Source organism: Caldivirga sp. MU80, from assembly GCF_001663375.1.
GTDB lineage: Archaea > Thermoproteota > Thermoprotei > Thermoproteales > Thermocladiaceae > Caldivirga.
Map to the genome: position 1 here is coordinate 1 of NZ_LCTF01000027.1, position 16048 is coordinate 16048.

16 protein-coding genes are annotated in these 16048 nt (G+C 50.4%); 12 read left to right on the forward strand and 4 right to left on the reverse strand.

Annotated elements, in window-relative coordinates:
- The 4 genes from AAX04_RS08275 to AAX04_RS08290 all read left to right on the forward strand — a co-directional run.
- Positions 1 to 848: ABC transporter permease (locus AAX04_RS08275; RefSeq protein ID WP_066796757.1), on the forward strand; the 848-nt coding region annotated here is incomplete at its 5' end.
- 4 nt (positions 849 to 852) lie between these two features.
- Complete coding sequence (locus AAX04_RS08280) at positions 853 to 1863, forward strand: ABC transporter ATP-binding protein (RefSeq protein WP_066796760.1); 1011 nt, start codon at positions 853 to 855, stop codon at positions 1861 to 1863.
- Positions 1856 to 3040 carry an ABC transporter ATP-binding protein gene (locus tag AAX04_RS08285; protein ID WP_084761290.1) on the forward strand — a complete coding sequence of 395 codons (1185 nt, stop codon included), beginning with the start codon at positions 1856 to 1858 and terminating at the stop codon, positions 3038 to 3040. Before AAX04_RS08280 ends, AAX04_RS08285 begins: the two co-directional genes overlap by 8 nt.
- 24 nt (positions 3041 to 3064) lie before the next feature.
- Positions 3065 to 3301: a hypothetical protein gene (locus AAX04_RS08290; RefSeq protein WP_066796764.1), complete on the forward strand. Its 237-nt coding sequence runs from the start codon at positions 3065 to 3067 to the stop codon at positions 3299 to 3301.
- On the opposite strand, the gene AAX04_RS08295 is transcribed toward AAX04_RS08290, so the two are convergent.
- The gene (locus AAX04_RS08295; RefSeq protein WP_066796767.1) at positions 3285 to 5183 is read right to left on the reverse strand and encodes an ADP-ribosylglycohydrolase family protein; all 1899 of its coding nucleotides are present in this window, start codon (positions 5181 to 5183) and stop codon (positions 3285 to 3287) included. The two genes, AAX04_RS08290 and AAX04_RS08295, sit on opposite strands and share 17 nt — an antisense overlap.
- A gap of 133 nt (positions 5184 to 5316) precedes the next feature.
- On the opposite strand from AAX04_RS08295, the gene AAX04_RS08300 reads away from it, so the two are divergent.
- The 4 genes from AAX04_RS08300 to AAX04_RS08315 all read left to right on the forward strand — a co-directional run bounded on the left by AAX04_RS08300 (position 5317) and on the right by AAX04_RS08315 (position 10546).
- Positions 5317 to 5985: a class II aldolase/adducin family protein gene (locus AAX04_RS08300; RefSeq protein WP_066796770.1), complete on the forward strand. Its 669-nt coding sequence runs from the start codon at positions 5317 to 5319 to the stop codon at positions 5983 to 5985.
- A 9-nt stretch (positions 5986 to 5994) separates the two neighbouring features.
- The gene (locus AAX04_RS08305) at positions 5995 to 7860 is read left to right on the forward strand and encodes an aldehyde ferredoxin oxidoreductase family protein (RefSeq protein ID WP_156519775.1); all 1866 of its coding nucleotides are present in this window, start codon (positions 5995 to 5997) and stop codon (positions 7858 to 7860) included.
- 7 nt (positions 7861 to 7867) lie between these two features.
- Positions 7868 to 9370, forward strand: a complete 1503-nt coding sequence (locus AAX04_RS08310) for a rhamnulokinase family protein (protein WP_066796838.1) — start codon at positions 7868 to 7870, stop codon at positions 9368 to 9370.
- A gap of 66 nt (positions 9371 to 9436) precedes the next feature.
- Positions 9437 to 10546 (forward strand): sugar phosphate isomerase/epimerase, encoded by a 1110-nt coding sequence (locus AAX04_RS08315; RefSeq protein ID WP_066796773.1) that lies wholly within the window; start codon positions 9437 to 9439, stop codon positions 10544 to 10546.
- Between the two features lie 17 nt (positions 10547 to 10563).
- Here AAX04_RS08315 and AAX04_RS08320 read toward each other — a convergent pair whose 3' ends face one another.
- Positions 10564 to 11181: a 30S ribosomal protein S5 gene (locus AAX04_RS08320; RefSeq protein WP_066796776.1), complete on the reverse strand. Its 618-nt coding sequence runs from the start codon at positions 11179 to 11181 to the stop codon at positions 10564 to 10566.
- 98 nt (positions 11182 to 11279) lie between these two features.
- On the opposite strand from AAX04_RS08320, the gene AAX04_RS08325 reads away from it, so the two are divergent.
- A complete protein-coding gene (locus AAX04_RS08325; RefSeq protein WP_066796779.1) occupies positions 11280 to 11798 on the forward strand; it encodes a hypothetical protein in 519 nt (172 codons plus the stop codon).
- Here AAX04_RS08325 and AAX04_RS08330 read toward each other — a convergent pair.
- Complete coding sequence (locus AAX04_RS08330) at positions 11795 to 12448, reverse strand: KEOPS complex kinase/ATPase Bud32 (protein WP_066796781.1); 654 nt, start codon at positions 12446 to 12448, stop codon at positions 11795 to 11797. The two genes, AAX04_RS08325 and AAX04_RS08330, sit on opposite strands and share 4 nt — an antisense overlap.
- A 50-nt stretch (positions 12449 to 12498) precedes the next feature.
- On the opposite strand from AAX04_RS08330, the gene AAX04_RS08335 reads away from it, so the two are divergent.
- Together AAX04_RS08335 and tpiA are read left to right on the forward strand one after the other, a co-directional pair.
- Positions 12499 to 12942, forward strand: coding sequence for an uL15m family ribosomal protein (locus AAX04_RS08335; protein ID WP_066796783.1), 444 nt, complete (start codon positions 12499 to 12501; stop codon positions 12940 to 12942).
- Between the two features lie 39 nt (positions 12943 to 12981).
- Positions 12982 to 13659 carry a triose-phosphate isomerase gene (gene tpiA, locus AAX04_RS08340; RefSeq protein ID WP_066796785.1) on the forward strand — a complete coding sequence of 226 codons (678 nt, stop codon included), beginning with the start codon at positions 12982 to 12984 and terminating at the stop codon, positions 13657 to 13659.
- Between the two features lie 2 nt (positions 13660 to 13661).
- Here tpiA and cimA read toward each other — a convergent pair whose 3' ends face one another.
- On the reverse strand, positions 13662 to 15215 hold the full coding sequence (cimA, locus tag AAX04_RS08345; RefSeq protein WP_066796787.1) for a citramalate synthase: 1554 nt from the start codon (positions 15213 to 15215) through the stop codon (positions 13662 to 13664).
- A gap of 190 nt (positions 15216 to 15405) precedes the next feature.
- On the opposite strand from cimA, the gene AAX04_RS08350 reads away from it, so the two are divergent.
- Positions 15406 to 16011 carry an alpha/beta fold hydrolase gene (locus tag AAX04_RS08350; protein ID WP_066796789.1) on the forward strand — a complete coding sequence of 202 codons (606 nt, stop codon included), beginning with the start codon at positions 15406 to 15408 and terminating at the stop codon, positions 16009 to 16011.
- Positions 16012 to 16048: the final 37 nt, after the last annotated feature.

Sequence of the window (16048 nt, forward strand, 5' to 3'; positions counted from 1 at the left end):
GTTTAACAGTCTTCGTAGTAGCCCTAGCCCTAGCAGCACCACTATTCCCATACCCAGGGCCAAAGTGGAGCAACGTAGCACTACAATTCATACCACCAACACTAAAACCATCACCATGGTACATACTAGGTACAGATTACCTAGGCATACCACTATTGCTCGACATAATATGGGGACTAAGATACTTCCTAGAAATAGGCGCAATAGCTGGTATACTCCAGGTGACTATAGGTACATTCCTAGGGTTACTAGCTGGTTACCTAGGTGGCTTCACCGATAAGGCTTTGAACTTCACCTTTAACCTACTGCTAACAATACCAACGTTCGCCCTTTGGCTGATTCTAGCCGTTATATTCAGGTCCGGTAACCCAGTCATACTGGGATTCATTTTAGGTATTTTGAGTTGGGCTGGCCTAGCCAGGTCGATTAGGGCTGCTGCCTTGAGTGCTAAGAATAGGGATTACGTTGAGGCGTCGAGGCTGCTAGGCCTAAACTCACTATCAATAATAGCAAACGACATAATGCCTGCCATAACGCCATACATAGTCATGAACTTCATGTTAAGCATCGTTGGTGGGTTCTACGGTGCAATGGGCCTAGCATTCCTAGGACTAATACCATACAGCAACATAAACTGGGGGGCAATAATGGGTAACGCATTCTACCAAGAAGCAGCAATATTCTCACCGACGGGTACGATACCTGTTGTAATACTCATAGTCATACAGACGATAATACTAATGGGCTTCGTCTACTTCGCAAACGCCTCAGTATACGTCTTCGACCCCAAGAGGAGGAGGGAGGTAGAAATTAAATTAGCCAGCAGGCGTAGGGCTACCGCCAGGTGAGAGCATGTCCTCGGTGGTGCTATCCGTTAAGGACCTGAACGTAACCTATAGGACAGCCACCTTTGACGTTGAGGCAGTTAAAAACGTTACGTTTGAGTTACATAGGCATGAAATACTGGGTATAGTTGGTGAATCGGGCAGCGGCAAGACAACAGTTGCCCTAGCACTAATGAGACTACTCCCCAATAACGCCGTGGTGTCAGGTAAAGCTACCCTGTATAGTAGGGATGGCAACGCAATCGATGATGTGCTCTCCATACCTGAAAGTGAGATTAGGAGGATTAGGTACAGGTGGGGTAAGATATCAATAGTTTTCCAGGGCGCAATGAACTCGCTGAACCCATTACTAACAGTTAAGGATCACTTTGTAGATACGGCGCAGGCACACGGCATAGATAAGGAGGAGGCCCTTAAGATGGCGGCTGAGTTGCTGCGTTCAGTTAGGCTTGAGCCAGCTAGGGTGCTGAGGTCGTATCCGCATCAATTGTCAGGCGGCATGAAACAGAGGGTTATGATAGCCCTAGCCCTGATGCTGAACCCAGACATAATCATACTTGACGAGCCAACCACAGCCCTAGACACCTTAACCCAGAGGCAGATACTTGAGTTAATTAAGGATCTACGTAAGGAGCGTGACGTAGGCATAATACTAATCACCCACGACCTATCCGTGGTTGCTGATGTAGCCGATAAGTTACTGGTCCTATACAAGGGCTACGTCATGGAGATTGGTGAAATATTCACCGTCTACTCACGCCCATACTCACCATACACGCTCATGCTTATAAACTCCTTCCCGGCAATAGGCAAGAAGATTATTAGGCTTAAGCCCGCTGGCGTTACCGCAAAGACCAATAATAGGGGTTGCCCATTCATAGACAGGTGCCCATTCGCATCCATCGAGTGCTCTGATGCTGACATGAAACTCGTGGAGGTTGAACCAGGCCACTACTCATCATGCATAAAGGCAAGCGTGCTTCAGCAGCAGTTGGCTAAGGTGACCACCAGTGAGTAACCCAAGCCAAGGTAGCCCAAGGGGCCCGGCCCCGGTCTGCCCATACCTACAGAGGACTCCCCAGGGTTACGTGTGTAGCATAACCCAGAGGTCAGTGAACCCATTTGGCTGGTACTGCGTGTTCGATTACATGAATTGTCCAATATACATAGGCCACCTATCTAGGATGGCTGGTGTGAAGGGTCCTGAAAGGAAGTACGGTGAGGATGTTGTCATAGCTGCTGAGGATCTGTCGGTTGTGTTTAAGGTTGGGAGTATGTTCAGTAAGAAAGACCTATACGCGGTTGATCACATTAACATAACCGTGAATAGGAGTGAGACACTGGCTGTTGTGGGTGAGTCAGGTAGTGGTAAAACCACCCTGGGTAAGACGCTCGTGGGTTTATACAAGCCGACGACGGGTAGGATATACTTCCACGGCAGGGACGTATCAACGATGACTGATGAGGAGTATAGGGTCTATAGGCTTAAATCCCAGTACATACACCAGGACCCATACTCAAGCCTTAACCCGTATAAGACCGTTTACGACATATTGGCTGTCCCATTGAGGGCTAATAAACTGGTTCACAGTAAGGCTGAGGAGGAGAAGGCTATTTTCGAGACCCTTGAGAGCGTTGGCCTTAACCCAAAGGCCTACATTAATAAGTACCCGTTTGAGCTTAGCGGTGGCGAGAGGCAGAGGGTCTCCATAGCTAGGGCACTGCTTGTTAAACCTGAGTTCGTGGTCGCGGATGAGCCAGTCACCATGCTTGATGCTTCACTTAGGCTTGAGGTCCTAGACCTACTGCTATCGGTCCAAAAGGAGATGAACCTAAGCATCTTATTCATAACCCACGACCTGGGTATGGCATACTACATGGCTGGTGAGAGGGGTAGGGCAGCCGTCATGTACCTGGGTTCAATAATGGAGTTTGGACCCGCCAAGGAGATGCTTGAAAGCCCACTACACCCATACACACAGGCCCTACTCTCCGCAATACCTGAACCCGACCCAACCAAGTCAAGGAGTAAGAAGGTCATGAAGCTGAGGAGCCTTGACCCACCCAACCCACTCAGGGCACCACCTGGCTGCAAGTTCAGTGACAGATGCCCCTTCGCCATGGATAGGTGCTTTAAGGAGAGGCCCCCGCTTAAGAAGATTGGTAATACGTGGGTTGCTTGCTGGTTATATTAAAAACATTAGAAATGGGTGTTTTTAATGCACCCTGAGATAGGCAAGGCAGTCTACGGTATAATACTTAGCCTACTGGTCCTACTGGGCATATCATTCATATACCTGACGCCTAATGAAACAAGCTTCTACATAGCGCTTGCAGCCCTAGTCTTCCTCATAATCCTCCTGCTCTGGACTATCAATGATATTAGGAAGCAGGCTGGCCAGGAGGGTTTAAGACCATCCTCAGAGCCCGAATACGCATTCAGGCAGTTAACTTAGGTTTCCTGTGCTGGGTAACGTCAGTCAAACCCCTATGTAGTTGCTTCCCCGACTCACTCATTATGAAGTGGGCGCTCACGGGCTCATCAACACGCTTAATCTTTATGGCCACAGTGTTCCACCCATGCCTCATTAATGCATCAATGTAGTTCCTACCATCGCCATCGTAATTGGGCCTAAGTATATACTTCTCCTTAGACTCAAGTAGGGGCTCCCCATTAAACCAAAGTTTAACGTACGGCGCATTGTTAGGTACACCCACGTGGATTATTCTCGTGTCACCTGGGTTGTGAATAAAGCCCACCAGGGCCATTGATTGACCCTTGGATATTAAATCCTCCAGGCCCAGGTCATAGCCATCCCTATAAATGACCCCCCAGTCACCGGCTAGGGCATCATTAATCCACCTTTCCACATCCTCATCGGACTCATCAACCCTGTTTATGAACCAAACCACCGGGGGTAATATGGTCAGGGTTACGTTTACGGATTCAGGTGAATCAGTAGCCGTGAATCGAATCACTGGGTGCTCCACGGCGCCCAATTCATCCAGGTCAATTAGCCTAACCCTGAACTCAACCCTAGTCTCCAAGCCAGGCTGGGCAATTAAACCACCGTTAACTGGGTTAACCTGATACGCCTTAGGACTAACCCCATGCACAATGTAACTTAGGTTCAGTGGGTTCAACCTAAGGTTCTTAATGGTAACCACTATGGGCAACTCAACACCGGGCTTAAGCACTGGGCCATTAGGGTACTCCACCGTTGCCTCAAGGCCCGTGAACCTAAGGGTCCATGAATTGGGCTTATAGTTAAGCCACGGCCCACTGGGCTTTACTGTGAATGGGTCAATAAGCCAATCCACGTTCCCGTTCCTATCAATAAAGACCCTACCGCCCTGGCTGGACAGTAACCTGTAGGTAATTTTAATGATCCTATTAGCCAGTTCAGAGACAGTCCTACTAGCCCTAATATTGGACACACCGCCCCACGACTCATTGGTCACTACTTCCTCGTAAACCTTGGCGTAGTCTGGTGGTATGTAGTCCCCACCATACATAATGCCCAATATTGCGCCGACCGTGGCTGCTGTACAGTCAGTATCGTAGCCAAGGCTAATGGTCTTAACCATGGCATCCTCGAAACCATTGCTGTAGAGTAGGCCGAGCACCTCGAAGCCGAGGTTGATTGGGGAGTATTGGGCTATCCTCCTATACTCAGGTGGGGCGGATTCAATTATGAGTCTCCTTGTCTCCTTAAGGTTAAGTCCTTCCTCATGAGCCCTCAGGGCTATGGTTATGGTCTTATGGGTCATGCTGGATTCGGGTATGTAGTTTAAGGCGTATTCGATAAGTCTCTTCAGATCACTGCTCACGAATGCCATGGACTCCAGCACTGCGTTGAAGACTTCGCCGTAGACCGATTCGCCACCTCCATGGTCTACTATGGCGTCCATGAAGGCGTACGTGGCTGCAACGTCAGGTAGACCTGGGGCAATCATGGCCCACACCTCAGACCTAATGGGCGAGCCCATGCAGTGCCTAAACCAGTTATTGAAGAATCCAGACATCGGTGGTAGTATGCCTAGCCTAAGGTTCCTCTTACTGAAGCCGTACTCATCCCAGTTGTAGTGTATGCAGTCTAGCCAGCATTGCGCCAAGTCATGCTCACTTATGTTAAGCCCCCTATCCTCAATCAGCCTTAACCAAGCCATCTGAACCTCAAAGTCGTCATTAGGGTATAGCCTGTGTTCAAGCTTAACCTCAATTAAGTCATCCTGCCCAAACCCCCTCTCATAGGGTGTTCCTAAGCTACCACCAATGTTCTTACCCATTAATCCGCCGTAGATCTTACCAAGGAGGGCTGAACCCGTAAGCTCCACAGATGCGAGTCCACCGCACGTATTTAAGCCTTGGTTAAGTTAAGTCACCATTACTAATCCCTCATGCGGACCTAACATGTTAGGTCCTGATAATTGCTAATGTTTATATACAACTTAAGGCTAACTTCAAGCTATGCCATCAGGGGAGGAGGGTGCAGGCTTGGTTAGTGAGGATGAGATTAAGCAGGAGATCACACGTGTAATGAGGGCACTGTATGAGAGGGGCCTAGTGTCGGCACTTGGAGGTAATGTAAGTGCAAGGGTCCCTGGGGCCGGCGAGTTTTGGATAACACCCAGTGGGGTTTTTAAGGGCAACGTCAACGTTGATGACTTAGTTAAGGTTGACCTGGATGGCAACGTCATTGAGGGTGTCCTTAGGCCATCAACGGAGACGCCCTTCCACGCGGCAATATATAGGGTTAGGCCGGACGTGAATGCAGTCATACACGCACACAACCCAGTCACACTGGGCCTAGCCCTAGCTGGCGTTAACCTGAAGCCAATATCCGTAGAGGCAGTCATGACCCTTAGGAGGGTTGAGGTCGTCCCCTTCGCCTTCCCTGGAACAGACCAGTTAGCCAAACTCGTGGCTGATGCTGCACTTAAGGGTGCACGCGCCATAATACTGATGAACCACGGCGTGGTTGGCCTTGGAGCCAATTTACTTGAGGCTGAGGCCATAGTGGAGACCCTTGAGGAGGTTGCCACGGCCCAATTCGTAGCCATGGCGCTGGGTAAGGAGCCACCTGTAATACCGGAGAAGGACGTTGAACTGTACATGAAGCTTTACTTCCAGGGTTAGGTGAGTGATGTGGTTGATTGGTTTGGTTACATGGGTAAGATACTGGAGGTTGACTTAACCAGCAGCAGGGTTAGGGTTAGGGATTTGAAGGAGGAGGACGCCGACATGTTCATAGGCGGCATTGGGTTAGCCACCAAGCTCATCTTCGATGAAATGGATCCCAGGGTTGAGCCATTCAGCCCCGATAACGTGCTAATCTTCATGACTGGGCCGTTAACTGGGACAATGGTGCAGTGCAGTGGGCGTTACGTTGTTGCCGCTAAATCACCCCTAACCATGGCTTGGGGTGAGGCTCACGCATCAGGCTTCTGGGGTGTTGAATTGAAGAGGGCTGGGTTCGACGGCATCATAATTAAGGGTAAGTCCAGTAACCCAGTCTACCTGTACGTGCATGATGGCGAGGTTGAGATACGTGATGCATCCAGGTACTGGGGTTTAACAACAGTTGAAACAGACCTTAGGATCAAGGAGGAGCTCGGCGATAAGGCGGTCCGCGTAGCCGCAATAGGCCCAGCCGGCGAGAAGCTAGCTAGGTACGCCATAATAGCCTCCGACATAACCCCGGATGGACCTAGGGTTGCGGGTAGGACAGGCATGGGTGCTGTCATGGGTTCTAAGAACCTTAAGGCCATTGCCGTTAAGGGCAGTGGACAGGTTAAGGTTAAGGAGCCTGAGAGGCTTAGGAGCAATATAAATAGGCTACTACCCTACATACTATCCTACCCCACAACCCAAATATACTCGATATACGGCACAGCGGGTGAGGTTGAGGAATTCTACGAGTACGGTGATATGCCTATAAAGAACTTCACGGTTGGCAAGTGGGATAACGTATACAACATAAGCGGTAGGGCCTTTAGGGAGAAGGGCCTTGTTAAAGCTCATAGGGCCTGTTGGGCATGCCCAATACACTGCTGGAAGTACGTCGAGGTCAATAATGTTAAGGGTAGGGGGCCTGAGTACGAGACCATAGCCTCACTCGGCTCAATGCTAATGATAGATGACCCGGAATACCTAATCAAGGCCAATGACCTATGCAACAAGTACGGCATAGATACCATATCCACCGGAGTCACCATAGCCTGGGCCATGGAGAGCTTTGAAAAGGGCCTATTGACTAAGGATGATACAGGTGGGTTAGAGCTTAAGTGGGGTGATAAGGAGACCGTGCTTAAGCTAATTGAGATGATAGGTAGGCGTGAGGGCTTCGGTAAGCTACTTGGTGAGGGATGCCGCATGGCATCGAGGGCGATAGGCAGGGGCACTGAGAAGTACTGCATGCACGTTAAGGGCACTGAAATGCCCATGCATGACCCAAGGGCCTTTAAGGGCATGGGGTTGCAATACGCAACATCAAATAGGGGGGCTGACCACCTGCAGGGTTTAACATTCAGGATTGAGCAGGGTGAGAGAATCACGGACCTCAAGATCTACGAGAGGTACGATAGGGTTTCGTACATGGGCAAGGGGCGTATAGTGGCCACAATGGAGACTTGGCATGAGGTTCTTGAATCACTGGTAATATGCAAGTTCATAAGCATACCACCACTCCACCTAGCCGGGATGTACACCCTTGTAACTGGCAGGAGGAAGACGCTTCAAGACCTTTTAACGGCGGGTAGGCGTATATTCACTTTGAAGAGGATGTTTAACGTCATAAATGGCATAAGTAGAAGGGACGACACATTACCTGAGAGATTCCTTAAGGAGCCGTTAAGCGAGGGTGGCGCCAAGGGCCAGGTGGTTGAGCTTGAGCCTATGCTTGACGAGTACTACAGCTACATGGGGTGGGATAAGGATGGGATACCCACCATTGAAACGCTTAAGGAGTTGGGTATACTGCCAATAGTTGAGAAGTATATGAACAATAAGTGACGTGGGCATGGAGGTAGTCGTCTTACTGGCCATAGATATAGGGGCCAGTGGAGGTAAGGCTATTGCAGGGGTTTTAGACCTAAAGGATGGTAAGTTGACGGTGGATGAATTGCTTAGGTTTCCCAACCAAATAATTAGGGTTGGCAATCACATGCACTGGGACGTGCTGCAACTGTGGGTTAACATTAAGAATTCGATTAAGGCTGCGGTCAGGAAGTATGGTGGTAAATTAGCCTCGGTGGGTGTGGATACGTGGGGGGTTGACTTCGCCCTCCTGGACTCAAATGACGAACTCCTCGGGCTTCCATACGCCTACAGGGACCCCATGACGGAGGGCTTAATGGATGAGGTCTTTGGCAAAGTGCCCAGGGAGGTGATTTACGGTGAAACGGGTATACAATTCATGAGGATAAACACCCTATACCAATTATATGCCCTGGTCAAGTATAACCCCCAGAGACTTAAGGCTGCGGGGGCAATGCTCATGATACCTGACCTGTTTAACTACTGGCTAAGTGGCGTTAAGGTTAATGAATACACCAATGCAACCACAACGCAGCTCCTAAACGCTAGGAGTAGGAGATGGAGCGTGGACATAATGGAAAGGTTAGGTATACCAACCCACATGCTCCAGGATATTGTTGATGCAGGCACACGGCTCGGCCACTTGGCGCCAAGCGTAGCGGAGGAGTTGGGTGTACCCAATTTAGGTAGGGACATTAGCATAATCGCCCCAGCAACACACGACACAGCCTCGGCAATTGCAGCAGCCCCCATGGTTAATGAACACACGGGGTACGTCAGCTCAGGCACATGGAACCTGGTTGGCGTGGAGTTAAGTGAACCATTAATCAACGAGAGGGCTATGCTGAGTAACTTCACCAATGAGGGTGGGGCCTTTAGGACAATAACATTCCTCAGGAATATGCAGGGCATGTGGTTCATACAGGAGGTTAGAAGGATAATATCTGATGTTGAGGGTAGGGATTACTCATACGATGAGTTAACTAAGCTGGCCTCAGAGGTTGATCAACCAAACTCCTTCATAGACGTCGATGACCCAAGGTTCCTAGCCCCAGTCAACATGATTGAGGAGGTTAAGGGTTACTTAAGGGAGACTGGGCAGAGGGAACCCGGTAGCCTTGGGGAATTGGTCAGAGTCATAATAACCAGCATTGCCCTCAAGCATAGGTACATCCTTGAGAGGGCTATGGAGATAACAGGTAGGAGACTCAGCGGAGTCAACATTATTGGCGGGGGCTCTAGGAACAGCCTAATGAACCAGTTAACAGCCAACGTAATGGGTATACCTGTCTATGCGGGGCCTGAGGAATCCACATCACTGGGTAACATCCTCATCCAAGCGGCAGGTCTCGGCATGGTTAAGAACCTGGGTGAGCTTAGGTCCATTGTTAAAGGGTCCTTTAACATTAAGGTTTTTGAACCTAGGGATGAGAGGAGGTACGGAGACCTCTACACGGAGTTCCTAAATAGACTCCACCTACATTAACCACCTAACATGTTCAATGGTTGACGTTAGTTACAACTTAAAAAGTTAAGCCGCATACAGTTAATCATGGCAAGTCTAGACAGGTTAAGGTCAGCCTACTCAGGCTTCATGGAAGGTAAGGTAGTTGACTCCTTCCTCAGGGAGTTTAACGTTAAGTTTGCAGCCGGGACGTGGACCGCGGGGGACTTCTCGGATAGGTTCAATAGGGGTGGTTACTTCCCAAACCTACCTGGTGGGTTAATTAACCAGTTGAGGAGGGTTAAGGAGGCTGGTATTGAGGGTGTGGTTCCTGTTGATGCCCAGTTCCTGGACAATGAGCTTAAGGTCAGGCGTGACTTAATAGATGAGGTTAAGTCAACGGTTAATGAGCTTGGCCTTAAATTGGCCGGGTTAGCCATGGATCTAACGGGGTTCCACGCATTTAAGCTAGGCACCTTAACAAACCCAGACCCTAAGGTTAGGGAACTAGCCATAAGTACCTTTACCCAAAGCCTTGATATTGCCCGTGAACTTGGCCTAGACTCAGTTTCCATATGGCTTGGCTCTGACGGCTGGGACTATAGCCTTGAGGCCAATTACGGCAGGAAACTTGAGCTACTTTACGAGGGCTTACTCAACCTTGGTAAGGAGGCGCGTAGGCTCGGCATCAAGTCCTTTGGAATTGAGGCTAAGCCCAAGGAACCCCGTGAAGGCAACTTAGTAACACCAACATCACACGTAACCATTATGCTGGCCAGTAGGTTAAACAGTGAATTACGTGATAAGTTATTCGGTATAACAATAGACTATGGCCATGAGTTGATGTACGCTGTTGAACCGGCCTATACAGTCTACGTGGCTAAGTGGATGGGGGTTCCTGTGGTGGTTACGCATATTAACACAGCTAAGTGGCATAGTAATGATGAAGATAGGGTCGTTGGCACAGGGGATATTTGGCACTTCGTAGACTTCATATACGCACTACTGGACACAGGCTATTCAGGCTGGTTCACGTTGGATCAATTCACGTATAGGCTCAACCCCGTGGATGGGTTAAGGTTATCGAAGGAGTTATTCGCCAACCTGTATAAGAGGGCACTCATGCTTTACCTATCAAGGGAGGACTTTGAGAACGTTAGGTTGAGTGGCGACCAGGCTAAGGTGCTTGACTACGTTAAGAGGATTATGTACGGCTAATTAACTTTAATAAGCGCTTAAATCTTAAAGGTATACGTGTTCTTCAGGGCGTTCCAGGTGGCTATGGCAAAGTTAAGCGTAGTCCTCGTCTCACCAATGGTTCTAGACCAAACGTCCTTAATCCCAGCTAACCTAAGTATAGGCTTTATCGTGTCACCAGCCACTAAACCAACACCCTTAGGCGCCGGTATTAACTCAACCACTATGCTACCCGCCCTACCCCTAACCACGAACGGTACGCTGTGCGGTTCATCACATGAGCAGTACCATGAGCCGCACCCCCTCCTCACCGGGGTTATGTTCACCTTTGCCTTCCTTATGGCCTTCTCCATGGCTGGGCCTATCTGCCTAGCCTTACCTATCCCAAGGCCCACGTAACCATCCTCATTACCCAGCGCCACGGCCACTTGGAATTGGCTAACTTCACCTGCATCAGTCTGCCTCTGAACTATGTTTATGCTGAGGACCTCATACTTAAGGTTAGTGAGCAGAGCATCCACTATCTCAGGTTCCTGTATCCTGGCGTTAACCGTGAATATGTCGTCGATGGACTTCACCTTACCCTCCTTAACAAGCCTACCAATCTCAGTCCTAGGCTTCCACTCCTCAAGGTTAACGGTGGGTACCTCAGACATTGCCCAATCAACCCAGTTACCCTTTTTAAATCTAGCTCCCCTGGATTGTTAAGCCAAGCTGGGAGTAACTTTTATTTACTTAACCAGGATAGTTAACCGTGGGTGTTGAGGGGCTTGACGTAAAGGAGCTACTTGAGCTTAGGAGGAGGATTAGGGAGAGGATTAGTGAGCTTAGGGATGAGTTGAACATGCTTGAGTCCACTCTCAAAGTCATAGACTCCCTGATAAAAACCGGCTCAATAACCACGGCCGATAGGGTTCAGCCGAGGGAAAGTTCGATAAGCCTAACGACACCCAGTGGCGAGGAGTTGGCTAAGTTAACGTACAACGATGAGGAGGTGATTATAGAGTTCAGTAAGCCAATCAGTGAGCAGCCGCCGTTAAGGAGGTTCTTCATAGAGAAGGTGCTTAACGGGCTTAGGGGTGAGGATGAGGAATTAGTTAACAATGGTGAGCTTGAGGAGTCGATGGCGTTGAATTATGACATTGAGAGGAACAGTGAGGGCTTGATCACTAGGATAGTGATTAGGAATTATAGGGATCAACGCAGGTTAAAGAGGATAATTGAGGCCATTAAGTGGACTATATCTAAGCTTGGGGAGAAGCAGGGTGGCTAGGTTAACCTACCCGTGTAGTACCTGGCCAAGCTCCTAATCCTCCTAACCCACCTCATAACCAGCTCCGACTTATCAACCACTGAGCCGTAGCCATCCATGAAGTCGCTGAAGAGCGCATTGCCAACTTCACCATAGTTGCTTTCAAGGGACCTAAGCAGGACGTTTAGGTCTACGGCAACCCTCTTAAGGTACCTGTCATCCCAAGTTGGCCTAGCCCTCTCCCCAAGCCCAAAATCCACCAGGTACTCGTCACCATTACTAACCAGCACGTTAGCTGGCGTTGGATCACCATGTAGCACGCCACCAGCGTGGAGTGTACCTATCAGCTCGCCCATCCTCCTCATCAGCGTCTTCACGGGTCCTGAGTAGCCGTTGGCCCTTATGATGCTGTTCAGCGTTGGCGCCTCAATGTACTGCATCCTTATCCTAGCCCTAACAACATCAACATCGTAAATCACAGGCGTCTTAACACCCAACTCAGCCGCATCCATGATCAACCTAGCCTCGTTAATAGTCCTCCTAACCCTAATCATCCTATCGAAGACAGGGTCCCTATACCCCTTAGGCATCCTCTCCTTGACGAGCACCGTTAATCCAAGCCAATCCTCAAGGTAAAGCAGGGCCTCAGCACCCTTAGCTACAACCCTCATCACCCCTATCAACGTTGCAAAGTTTTAAACCCTACCCATTAGGGGTGCCTGTGAGGCGTAGGGAAAGGAAGTCCAGGAAGCTTAGGGGTTGGAGAACCCACTCCTGGGGTAGGGTTGGGCAGCATAGGAGTAGGGGGCAGAGGGGAGGTGGAGGTAGGGTGGGTTTACTTAAGCATAAGAAGAGCCTACTCCTAAAGCTAACCAACGGTGAACTATACCCACTGATAGGTAAGCACGGCTTCTATAGGCCCAGCAGGGAGGTTAAGGCAATTAACGTAGGCGACCTAAGCGCCCTAGCCGACTCACTAATCAGGAAGGGCCTTATTAAGGAGGAGGGTGGCAGGTACGTCATTGACCTAACCCAGTTGGGCTACGGCAAACTGATCGGTGAGGGGAGACTTACGAGACCAATTGTGGTTAAGGTTAAGGCAGCCTCGGCTAAGGCTATTAGGGTTGTTAAGGAGGCTGGTGGGGAGGTTTTAATCACCCAGTAATCACCTAATACTTATACACCCCCAGTCCTAACCAGACCCATGAAGGCCCCCGTACTCATAATAAACATGAAGGCCTACCCAGAGCTACTTAATGGTGGTGCTGTTAAGCTTGCCAAGGCAGCTGAGAAGGTGGCTAGGGAGCTTGGGGCAAGCATAATCGTCGCCCCACCCCACACCTACCTAAGGCAGGTGGTTGAGGCAGTGGGCATACCGGTCTACGCTCAGTCAGCCGACCCAGTGGACCCGGGTGCTAGGACGGGGCACATACCGCTTGAGTTCGTTAAGGACGCTGGGGCGGCTGGGGTGATTATAAACCACAGTGAGCATAGGCTACTACTCAACGACATAGCCTACCTGGTGGGTAAGGCTAAGACGCTCAACCTGGAGACCGTGGTCTGCGCCCCGGATCCACCATCAAGTGCGGCGGCTGCTGCACTATACCCAACGGCGGTGGCCATGGAGCCCCCTGAGTTGATTGGAACGGGTAGATCGGTTAGTAGGACTAAGCCCGACGTCGTGGTTGAGACTGTTAACGCTGTTAGGAGGGTTAACGGTGAGGTTAAGGTAATTACGGGCGCCGGTATTGAGGACTACAACGACGTAGCCAAGGCCCTTGAACTAGGCACTGTAGGCGTCCTAGTGGCAAGCGCCATAGTTAGGGCTAAGGATTGGGAGACTAAGATAACTGAGTTGGCTAAACCCCTGGTGGGTAAGTGAGTTTAACCCTGCGCCTTAACCTCCTTAATTAAACCAAGTTCCCTTAACTGGAGGTAGTAGTCGAGTCCATTAACCAAGGCCTCCACGCTCGCCCTAACGACGCTCGTGGATACGCCCACGGTCCTCCACCTCCTTGAGCCATCGGTGAACTCGGCTGTTACCCTAACCAGGCTTTCAGTGTTCTTAACCTCGGATGGTAGCACGACCCTGTAGTCAACCAGGGTTACGTTCCTTAGCTCTGGGTAGACCCTCTGGAGTGCCTTCCTAAGGGCAATGTCGACGGCGTGGACTGGCCCAACACCCTCAGCCACCTCAAGCTGGTCATTAACCTTAACCACGGCTATGCTCCTATCCCCCTCATCCATAACCCTCCAGTACTCCAGCCTAATCAACCCCCTGTATAGGTTAAGCTCCCTCAGGGCTATGAGGATTGCAGATGCCGTGGCTAGGTCGAAGCTGTACCCCCTGTTTTCAAGCTCCTTAATCCTCGCTAAGGCCCTCCTAACCCCCTCATCCCTCTTATCAACAGGCACCCCAAGCTCCCTAAGGTGGGCCACCAGGTTTGATGAACCTGAGAGCTCGGAAACCAAGAAGCGCCTTGAGTTACCCACAAGCTCAGGGTCCACGTGCTCGTAGGCCCTTGGGTTCTTTAGGACGGCATCCACGTGAACGCCGGCCTTATGCGTAAAGGCGTAGTCACCGACGTAGGGTTGGTATGGGTTTGGCTGTAGGCCGGTCAACTCGTAGACCAGCCTTGAAACCTCCCTAAGCCTCCTAAGGCTCTCAACACCCCTAAGGGCCCTTAAACCAAGCTTAAGCACGAGGTTGGGTATGACCTGAACCAGGTCAGCGTTACCCGTCCTCTCACCAATACCGTTAATCGTACCCTGCACGTGCCTAGCACCAGCCAGCACACCCATGACTGTATTGGCCACGGCGCAGCCTGAATCGTTGTGCATGTGTAGGCCCACCTTAACCTTAACCTCACCTACAACCCTCCTGGTTATTTCATAAACCTCATTAGGCATCATAGCTCCATTAGTGTCGGCGAGCACGATGACCCTCGCCCCAGCCTCCTCAGCAGTCCTAATGACTGATAGGGCGTAGTCGGGGTCCTCCTTAAACCCCTGGTAGAAGTGCTCAGCGTCAAAGATAACCTCAAGGCCATGCGACCTAAGGTAGTTGACGCTGTCGTAGACCATGTCTAAATTCTCCTTCCTACTAACCCTGAGGACCTCGGTGACGTGGAGGGTCCATGATTTTCCGAAGATCACGGCCACCTTAACGTCGGCATTAATTATTGCGTTGAGGCTTGGGTCATCACCGGGCTTAACCCCCCTCCTCCTAGTGCTCCCGAAGGCAGCCACCCTACTGTGGGTTAGGGAGTATTTCTTAACCTCCCTGAAGTACTCCTCATCCTTTGGGTTTGAGCCTGGCCAACCACCCTCAACGTAGTCAACCCCCAGTTCATCTAGGGCTAGGGTTAACCTAACCTTATCGTTGAGTGTGAAGGAGACGTTAGCCCCCTGGGCCCCATCCCTAAGCGTGGTGTCCAGGACCTCAACGGTTGATTTCTAGAACACCCTCCATACTAGCCGATTAAACCTTGAGTATATAAGCTTTACCCACACCACTATTGGCCTAGGACTCAACTAAGGGTATTAATGGGGATGCGTGGGCCACTATATAGGCCATGGTTGCCGTTACCGGGGTAAGTTTAATTAAACCCACGGCGTCTTTTAGGTAATGGTAACCGAAAAATGGATTACCGTCAACGGTAGGAGGGTTAGGGTTCTCCAGGATGGTTCAGGTCAACCACCCATACTCTTCGTCCACGGTTACAGCTTCAGCGCAGACACATGGAGCGAGTGCTGCATGGGCCGCTTCAAGGGTAGGCATGAGGTTTACGCGGTGGACATGCCCTATGGTCCAAGGTCCAGGAGCGACCACTTCGAGAGGGTTAATGAGAACGACTACGCAAACCACCTGAAGGCCATAGTGGACGTGTTCAACCTAAGGGACCCGATACTCATAGGGGCCTCCATAGGCGGCGAAACGGTCCTAAGATACCTAGCCCTAGGCTACCCAGCCACGGCAGCGGTTGTAATTGGGCCTGTGGGCGTCCAGAGGATTGACCTAGCCAGGATAAGGAAACCTGTGCTTGGGGTTTGGGGCAGTAGGGATGATGTTTCACCCCAGTATAACGCTGAGCTTATGAGGAGGTTCGGCTTCAGGGTAACTTACATAGAGGGGGCCGGGCACCCAGCCTACCTTGATAAGACGGAGGAATTCATAAAAATAGTTGAGGAGTTCCTAAGCGAGGTGGGGAGGGCTGCCATCACTGAGGGTTGATGAGGTATCAGGGTCCCGACAAACCTCGTACAAGGGG

What these genes read in the sequence shown, in the direction of transcription:
- AAX04_RS08300 (WP_066796770.1), top strand. Translation starts at nt 5,317, where the DNA reads ATGCCATCAGGGGAGGAGGGTGCAGGCTTGGTTAGTGAGGATGAGATT.
- AAX04_RS08350 (WP_066796789.1), top strand. Translation starts at nt 15,406, where the DNA reads ATGGTAACCGAAAAATGGATTACCGTCAACGGTAGGAGGGTTAGGGTT.
- AAX04_RS08280 (WP_066796760.1), top strand. Translation starts at nt 853, where the DNA reads ATGTCCTCGGTGGTGCTATCCGTTAAGGACCTGAACGTAACCTATAGG.
- tpiA (WP_066796785.1), top strand. Translation starts at nt 12,982, where the DNA reads ATGAAGGCCCCCGTACTCATAATAAACATGAAGGCCTACCCAGAGCTA.
- AAX04_RS08315 (WP_066796773.1), top strand. Translation starts at nt 9,437, where the DNA reads ATGGCAAGTCTAGACAGGTTAAGGTCAGCCTACTCAGGCTTCATGGAA.
- AAX04_RS08320 (WP_066796776.1), bottom strand. Translation starts at nt 11,181, where the DNA reads ATGTCTGAGGTACCCACCGTTAACCTTGAGGAGTGGAAGCCTAGGACT.
- AAX04_RS08330 (WP_066796781.1), bottom strand. Translation starts at nt 12,448, where the DNA reads ATGAGGGTTGTAGCTAAGGGTGCTGAGGCCCTGCTTTACCTTGAGGAT.
- AAX04_RS08310 (WP_066796838.1), top strand. Translation starts at nt 7,868, where the DNA reads ATGGAGGTAGTCGTCTTACTGGCCATAGATATAGGGGCCAGTGGAGGT.
- AAX04_RS08290 (WP_066796764.1), top strand. Translation starts at nt 3,065, where the DNA reads ATGCACCCTGAGATAGGCAAGGCAGTCTACGGTATAATACTTAGCCTA.